This is a genomic window from Candidatus Poribacteria bacterium, assembly GCA_016866785.1.
In the GTDB taxonomy this organism is placed as follows: Bacteria; Poribacteria; WGA-4E.
Map to the genome: position 1 here is coordinate 39,781 of VGLH01000013.1, position 6,638 is coordinate 46,418.

The window sequence follows — 6,638 nt, forward strand, 5'->3', positions numbered from 1 at the left end:
CGTCGAGGGTAAGGAGGAACCCATGCCGCTCTTGATCGCTCTGGCGCGACAGGCATATGTCATCCATAGTGAAGAAGGGCTCCCGCAGTCCATCTGCGAGACCGACCACGAGATCGCCGCTGCGGACGTGTCCGGGGAGCTTGGCGCCCTTGCCCTGGCGAACGGCGAGATCGTCATCGTCGGCTCGACCGACCATACCCGCATCGCGACCGGCATCGCCGAGCCTGTAGGCTCCCTGCTGGTGCGCAGCTCCGATCCGTTCCGTGCTCTGGTCGGAACCGATGACAGCGCCCATCTGTATTCGATCTCCGACGGCTCACCAGGCGAGCGCGTCGCGGAGTTTGACGCGCTCGCCTGCCGCAAGGACTGGTACACGCCCTGGGGAGGACCTCCTGCCGTGCGCTGCCTGGCATCGAGCAGCGACGGTTGGGTCTATGCCGATATCCACGTCGGCAGCATCATGCGATCCCCCGACGGCGGTGCGTCTTGGGAACCGGTCACGCCGGAGCTCCACCCGGACGTGCATCAGGTCGCTGTTACGCCAGCGGCTCCGTCGCGCGTCTATGCGAACACAGCGGATGCCGTATTCGTCAGCGACGACCGAGGCGCGAGTTGGCGTCAAGCAAGCCGAGGGTTGAGCGCGCGGTACGGACGCGGTCTCGCCGTCCACCCGACGGATCCCGATGTCGTGCTCGCATCGGTGAGCCGAGGACCACGCGGCGGCGACGCGCGCCTGTTCCGCTCCGAAGATGCTGGCAACACGTGGAATGCCGTCGTCGGCGAATTCCCGGCGTCGTGCGAGCGAAACATCGATACCTTTCAGATCGCCTTCACGCGCGACGGAGCGGCATGGGCGGCGGTCGGGACGACGCTCTATGTCGGACGCGATGGTGGCGCCGACTGGCGCTTCCACTGGGAAGCCCCGCAGGAAATACGGTTGTTGGCGTCGTAGCGCCCACACGTTCCGCGTCACGGATGGGGAGGAATGCGCATGGCGAATGGGGAGAGCGCGACTTCGTCGCGCGAGTTCGAGCCGCTGCAGACGGCGGAGATGCCGGCTCGGACGAGGTCGTTCTGGCAGCTCGCGGGCCCCGGAGCCATTCTCGTCGGGCTGTCCATCGGCGCTGGCGAGATCATCGTATGGCCCCGCATCGCCGCTCAGTACGGCGGATCGATGGTGTGGGCGGCGGTCCTGGGCGTCTTCATGCAGCTCTGGATCAACTTTGAGGTCGCCCGTTGGACCATCGTGACGGGCGAGAGCGTCTTCTCCGGGTTCGCGCGAACCTGGCGAGGCTTTGCGCTCATCTTCGCCCTGTTCACCGTGTTCAGTTGGATCGCTCCCGGCTGGGGCAAAGCCTCGGGTTTGGCGTTGAAGGCGCTGCTGGTGGGACCCGACGGCTTCGGTTCCGGCACGTTCTGGACAGCCGTCACATTCGGCTTGGTCGCGCTGCTCCTGCTCGGACCTAAGCTCGTCTACACGAGCGTCGAACGAACGATCGCCGTGCTGATCGTGATCGTCATCGGCGGATTGGTCGCCGTCGCGGTCGGGGTCGGAACCGCCGAGCACTGGGGCGAGCTGGGACGTGGCATCGTCAGTGTCGGACGAATCGAGCCCGGCATGGACATCAAGTCGCTCTTCATCGCGACGGTCTTCGCCGGCGCCGGAGGAACCGCGAACCTGTTCTACACCTTCTACCTCCGAGACAAGCACGTCGGCATGGGCTTGCGAATCCAGGGCATGGCGAACCCTCTGCGCGACCGCACCGAGAAAGCCCCCACGCCAGGGTACACCTACGACGACGCGAACCCTGAGAACGCCGCGCGGTTCCGCTCCTGGTTCTCCTACGCGCGCCGCGATCAGCTGCTCTTCTTCTGGTTCCTGAACACGGTGACGATCCTGCTGTTCGTCTTTGGCGCGCTGTGCGTGCTCCGTCCGCAGGGCATCGTACCGCAGGCAGGGACGCTCATCTGGGACGAGGCGGCGGTTCTCGCGGAGGTGTGGGGCGAGACAGGGCGGACCATCTTCCTGCTGGTGGGCGTCGCGACACTCTTCTCGACACAGTTGGCGCTGATCGACGGATGCGCGAGGTCGCTGTCGGACATCGTCTACTTCAACGTGCCAAAGGCTCGGAAGCGCGGCGTGGCTTGGTGGTACATCCTCTTCGCCGCCGCATGGATGGTCGTCGGTACGGGTCTGACGTGGTTCATGGAACAGCGGAACATCACCGAGTTGGGGTTCGTGTTCAACTCGGCGTACATCGGCGGGTTCGCGATGGCGGTCTACGTGCCGCTGCTGCTCTACATGAACCTGAAGCGTCTTCCGAAGTCGGCGCGTCCGGGTCCCGTGCACACGGCGTTCATGGTGATCGCCAGCCTGATCTACGTCGGCTTCGCCGTCGCGTCGACCGTGTGGGAGATCGGACGGATCGCTACGGGATGACCTTGTTGAGCGGGAACTCGATCAGGTCTTGCGCCCCGGCGCGGTGCAGGACCGGGATCAACGACCGTATCTGCGACTGATCGACGACCGTCTCGACGGCGACCCAGTCTTCGTCCGCAAGGGTCGAGATCGTCGGGGTCTTCATCGCCGGCAGCACGCTGAGAACCTCTGAGAGACGCGCCTTCGGGGCGTTGAGCTTGAGCGCCACCTTGCTCTCTGCCGAGAGCGCGCCCTGCAGCAGCATCACGATGTCTTCCCCCTTGGCGCGCTTCCACGGGTCCGCCCAGCTCGCGCGGTTCGCCACGAGCACGGTCGCCGTCTCCATCATCGTGTCTACGATGCGCAGGTTGTTCGCCTCGATGGAGCTCCCGGTCTCCGTCAGATCGACGATGGCGTCGCACAGGTGCGGGATCTTCGCCTCGGTGACGCCGTGCGAGAATCGGATATCCGCCGTGACGGAGTGTTTGGCGAACCACTCGGAGACCGTCCGAACCAACTCCGTGTAGACCACCTTGCCGTTCAGGTCGTGGACGGACTGGATCGGCGATTCCTCGGGCACGGCGAGCACCCATCGGGCGGGTCGGTTCGTCGCGCGGCTGTAGACGAGCTCGGTCACGATCTCGACGTCTGCGCCGCACTCGCTGACCCAATCCTTCCCGGCGAACCCGATGTCGAGGATGTCCTTCTCGACGTAGAGCGCCATCTCCTGGGGTCGCAGCAGCATGCCGGTCAGTTCGGCGTCGTCGAACGAGATCGAGTACGACCGGGACGAAACGAAGATTTGGTACCCCGCCTTGGCGAACAGGCGCGTCGTGGCTTCCTGCAGACTGCCCTTGGGGATACCGACGCGCAGGACGTTCATGGGACAGGCTCCGTCAAGTGACGCGGCGGCACCGAGCCGTCGTCGCTACCCCACCATGTTAGCGCGCGCGCACGACGAGCGGCGAGTCGTACCATTCCACGATCCGCCAGTCGGGACTCGTCCCGGTCGTGCCGCCGCGCATCAGCAGGAAGGTCGCCGTGCCAGCCACGCGCCGCGACTCGACGGCGTTCGCCAGGCGCATGTCGTAGTCGTACGTCACCTGGGCGACGCCGGGTCGGATGAGCTCGAAGTCCTGCGGTCGCGACAGACGAACCGCCGCATCCGTATACCGCGCCATGAGCCGGTTGATCCCGATCGCCTCGTATTCGATGCCGCGATGGTATCGGTCATCGGAGGCGTCGTTGGGGGTTCCTCCGTTGTGCGTGTATTGGTAGTCCACATCGAGCGCGGCAAGGTACTGATCCGCATCGTGTCCGGCGAACGCCAGCCGCAGGAACCCGTTCACGACTCGATCCACGTCGCGCTGGGCAGCCGCCGCCTGCTCGACGCTCTGAGCCGTCAACGGCAGATCGGTCTCGGCGGTCCAGAGCCGGTCGGGACGAGCGTCGTCCTCGTCTTGCAGCATGCTCGGATCGATGAACGAGTCGAACAGACCGGCGAACGTCTCCGGGATTCGGGCGTCGCCATCGGACGCGCCGCCCTCGGACGTCGAGCCGAACACCTGTTGGGCGAGGGCTTCCGCCTTCACGCGCTCGATGTACGCCTGTTCAGCGGCGGCTTCGGTCGTGTAGATGTCGGTCAGGACGAGGGCTTGTCGTGGAGGCTCCGCCTCGCGGACCGAAGCGACAGCCACCGGCTCGGATGGGACGATGAGGGGCTCGCCGGGCCGCGCGACTTCAGGAGCCGGGCTCGCAGCAACCCCATCTCCCGATGCCGGAGCGTTGCCTGTCATGCTGGGAACCGGCTTGGGAGCATAGCGGTTCAGCAGGAAGGCGAAGCCCAGAACGCAGGCGACAGCGGCGATGATCGACAGGTGAAATCGGCTCATGGCTCCTCCTTCCACCGGTTCGGCGCACTGCGAGGAAGAGGAGCCATTCGAGCGATGGCTAGCTTCGCAGCAGCGCGAGGTTCCGCCGGAGCGTATCGGCGACAGCCTCGAGTTCCGACTGCCGAGCGCGCTCCGCTTCGACGATGTTCGCTGGCGCACGCCGGGCGAAGTTCTCGTTGGATAGGTTCTTCGCGACGCGCTCCAAATCCTTCTCCGTCTTGCCGAGCTCCTTCGCGAGCCGTGCCATCTCCTGCTCGACGTCGATCACGCCTGCCAGCGGCACGAACGTCTCGACGTTGCCAGCGACGGCAACTGCTGCGGCGTGCGGCTTCTCGTGCGACGCCGCGACGTCGAACTCGGACGCCTTGACGAGCGTGCGAACCAGGTCGCGGTTCCGGGTCAGGACATCGCGCTCCCACGCGTTCGGCGAGTGCGCCATCGCCCGAATCTCCATCGCCGGCGAGACGTTCATCTGTCCACGGACGTTCCGGATCGAGTGCGTCACATCCATGATGAGCGCCATCTCGCGCTCGGCGTCCTCGTCGATGGCGTCGATGTCCGAAGTCGGGAACGCCGCCAGGCAGAGCGTGTCGCCGTCATGCGGGAGGTGCTGCCACAGCTCCTCCGAAATGAACGGCATGAACGGATGGAGCAAACGCAACCAGCCATCCATCACCTTCCAGAGCGTCTGCTTCGCCGTCCTCTGGGCGACCGGATCGCTCGACGCGTAGAGCCGGATCTTGGCGAACTCGATGTACCAGTCGCAGTACTCCTTCCAGATGAAGTCGTACAGCGCGTTTGCCGCATCGCCGAAGCGGAACTTCGCCAGCGAGTCGTTCACCGTCGCAGTCAATCGAGCGGATCGGCTCAGAACCCAGCGATCCGGGAGCTCCAACTCCATGGGATCGTCGCCCGACGGATCGAAGTCGCGAAGGTGCATCAGGACGAAGCGAGCCGCGTTCCATATCTTGTTCGCGAAGTTCCGGTACCCCGCGATCCTCCCCTCGGGAAGCTGCATCCACGGCGCTTCGATCATCGCGGCGGCGATGGCGAATCGGAAGGCGTCCGTGCCGTACCGATCCATCAGCACGATGGGATCGATGACATTGCCCTTCGACTTGCTCATCTTCTTGCCGTCGTCGCCGGCAAGGAGCGGATGCAGATAGACGTGACGGAACGGCGAACGACCATCGAGCTTCAGCGACAGGTTCACCATCCGCGACACCCAGAAGAAGAGGATGTCCCAGCCCGTAACCAGCACGTCCGTCGGGAAGAACGTGCGGAACGTGTCCGTCTCCTCGGGCCATCCGAGCGTCGAGAGGGGCCACAGGCCGCTGCTGAACCACGTGTCCAGCACGTCTGGATCGGGTTCCAGCGTGGTGTCTCCGAGCTTCTCCAGAGCCTGTGCGCGTGCGTCCTCTGCGTTCTCGGCGACGAACACCTCGCCGCCCGGAGCGTGCCACGCCGGGATCGGATGACCCCACCAGCGCTGCCGCGACAGGGGCCAGTCTCGGACGCTCGCCATCCAGTTGAGGAAGGTCGCCGTCTGGTTCTCGGGAACGAACTGGACTTCGCCGTCGCGCACCGCCTGCATCGAGCGCTTCGCCAGCGGCTTCATTCGCATGAACCAGCCACGGGCGACGACCGGCTCGACAATCTCTTTCGTCCGCTCGTGCACGCCGATCGCATGGACGTGGTCTTCGATCCGCAGCAGGTACCCCTGCTCCTGCAGGTCGTGAACCATCCGCTGACGGCATTCGAAGCGGTCGAGCCCGGCGTAGGCACCACATTCGACGCTCATCGTTCCGTCGGGGTTGAGGATGTTCAGCCGAGGCAGCCCGTGACGCTTGCCGATCTCGTAGTCGTTGGGGTCGGAGCCCGGCGTCACCTTGAGGGCTCCCGTGCCGAACTCGCGGTCCACGTACTCGTCCGCGATGACCGGGAGCTCCCTGCCCACCAACGGCAGGATGGCGACCTTGCCGATGACGTCCTGGTAGCGCGGATCGTCGGGGTGGACGGCGATTGCCGTGTCGCCCAGCATCGTCTCCGGGCGCGTCGTCGCTACGATCAGAGCCTTCTCGCTGTCACGCAACGGGTACCGGACGTGGTACAGCTTCCCTGGGCGTTCCTCGTGCTCCACTTCCAGGTCGCTGACGCTGGTCTGCAGGCTGGGAACCCAGTTGACCATCTCCTCGCCGCGATAGATCAGACCGGCGTCGTAGAGCGTCTTGAACGCCCGACGAACGGCGCGAACGGAGCCGTCGTCGAGCGTGAACCGCTCGCGTTCCCAGTCGCAGGAGGCGCCCAGGCGCTTCAGTTGCCCGATG

Annotated in this window: 5 protein-coding genes; 2 read left to right on the top strand and 3 right to left on the bottom strand. The window is 65.3% G+C overall.

All coding sequences use genetic code 11. The features are described 5' to 3' along the window. Positions 1–22 precede the first annotated feature (22 nt). Together FJZ36_03585 and FJZ36_03590 are read left to right on the top strand one after the other, a co-directional pair. On the top strand, positions 23–952 hold the full coding sequence (locus tag FJZ36_03585; GenBank protein MBM3213981.1) for a hypothetical protein: 930 nt from the start codon (positions 23–25) through the stop codon (positions 950–952). A gap of 39 nt (positions 953–991) precedes the next feature. Beyond that, on the top strand, positions 992–2,440 hold the full coding sequence (locus FJZ36_03590) for a divalent metal cation transporter (protein ID MBM3213982.1): 1,449 nt from the start codon (positions 992–994) through the stop codon (positions 2,438–2,440). Here the strand turns inward: FJZ36_03590 and FJZ36_03595 are convergent. The 3 genes from FJZ36_03595 to FJZ36_03605 are packed head-to-tail and all read right to left on the bottom strand — an operon-like array spanning position 2,430 to position 6,637. Beyond that, positions 2,430–3,302, bottom strand: coding sequence for an ATP phosphoribosyltransferase (locus FJZ36_03595; GenBank protein ID MBM3213983.1), 873 nt, complete (start codon positions 3,300–3,302; stop codon positions 2,430–2,432). The genes FJZ36_03590 and FJZ36_03595 overlap by 11 nt on opposite strands. Positions 3,303–3,360: 58 nt before the next feature. Then, positions 3,361–4,311 (bottom strand): hypothetical protein, encoded by a 951-nt coding sequence (locus tag FJZ36_03600; protein MBM3213984.1) that lies wholly within the window; start codon positions 4,309–4,311, stop codon positions 3,361–3,363. A 58-nt stretch (positions 4,312–4,369) separates the two neighbouring features. After that, positions 4,370–6,637: a valine--tRNA ligase gene (locus tag FJZ36_03605; GenBank protein ID MBM3213985.1), complete on the bottom strand. Its 2,268-nt coding sequence runs from the start codon at positions 6,635–6,637 to the stop codon at positions 4,370–4,372. Position 6,638: the final 1 nt, after the last annotated feature.

Coding starts and splice junctions, on each gene's coding strand:
- FJZ36_03585 (MBM3213981.1), top strand. CDS start 23: ATGCCGCTCTTGATCGCTCTGGCGCGACAGGCATATGTCATCCATAGT.
- FJZ36_03590 (MBM3213982.1), top strand. CDS start 992: ATGGCGAATGGGGAGAGCGCGACTTCGTCGCGCGAGTTCGAGCCGCTG.
- FJZ36_03595 (MBM3213983.1), bottom strand. CDS start 3,302: ATGAACGTCCTGCGCGTCGGTATCCCCAAGGGCAGTCTGCAGGAAGCC.
- FJZ36_03600 (MBM3213984.1), bottom strand. CDS start 4,311: ATGAGCCGATTTCACCTGTCGATCATCGCCGCTGTCGCCTGCGTTCTG.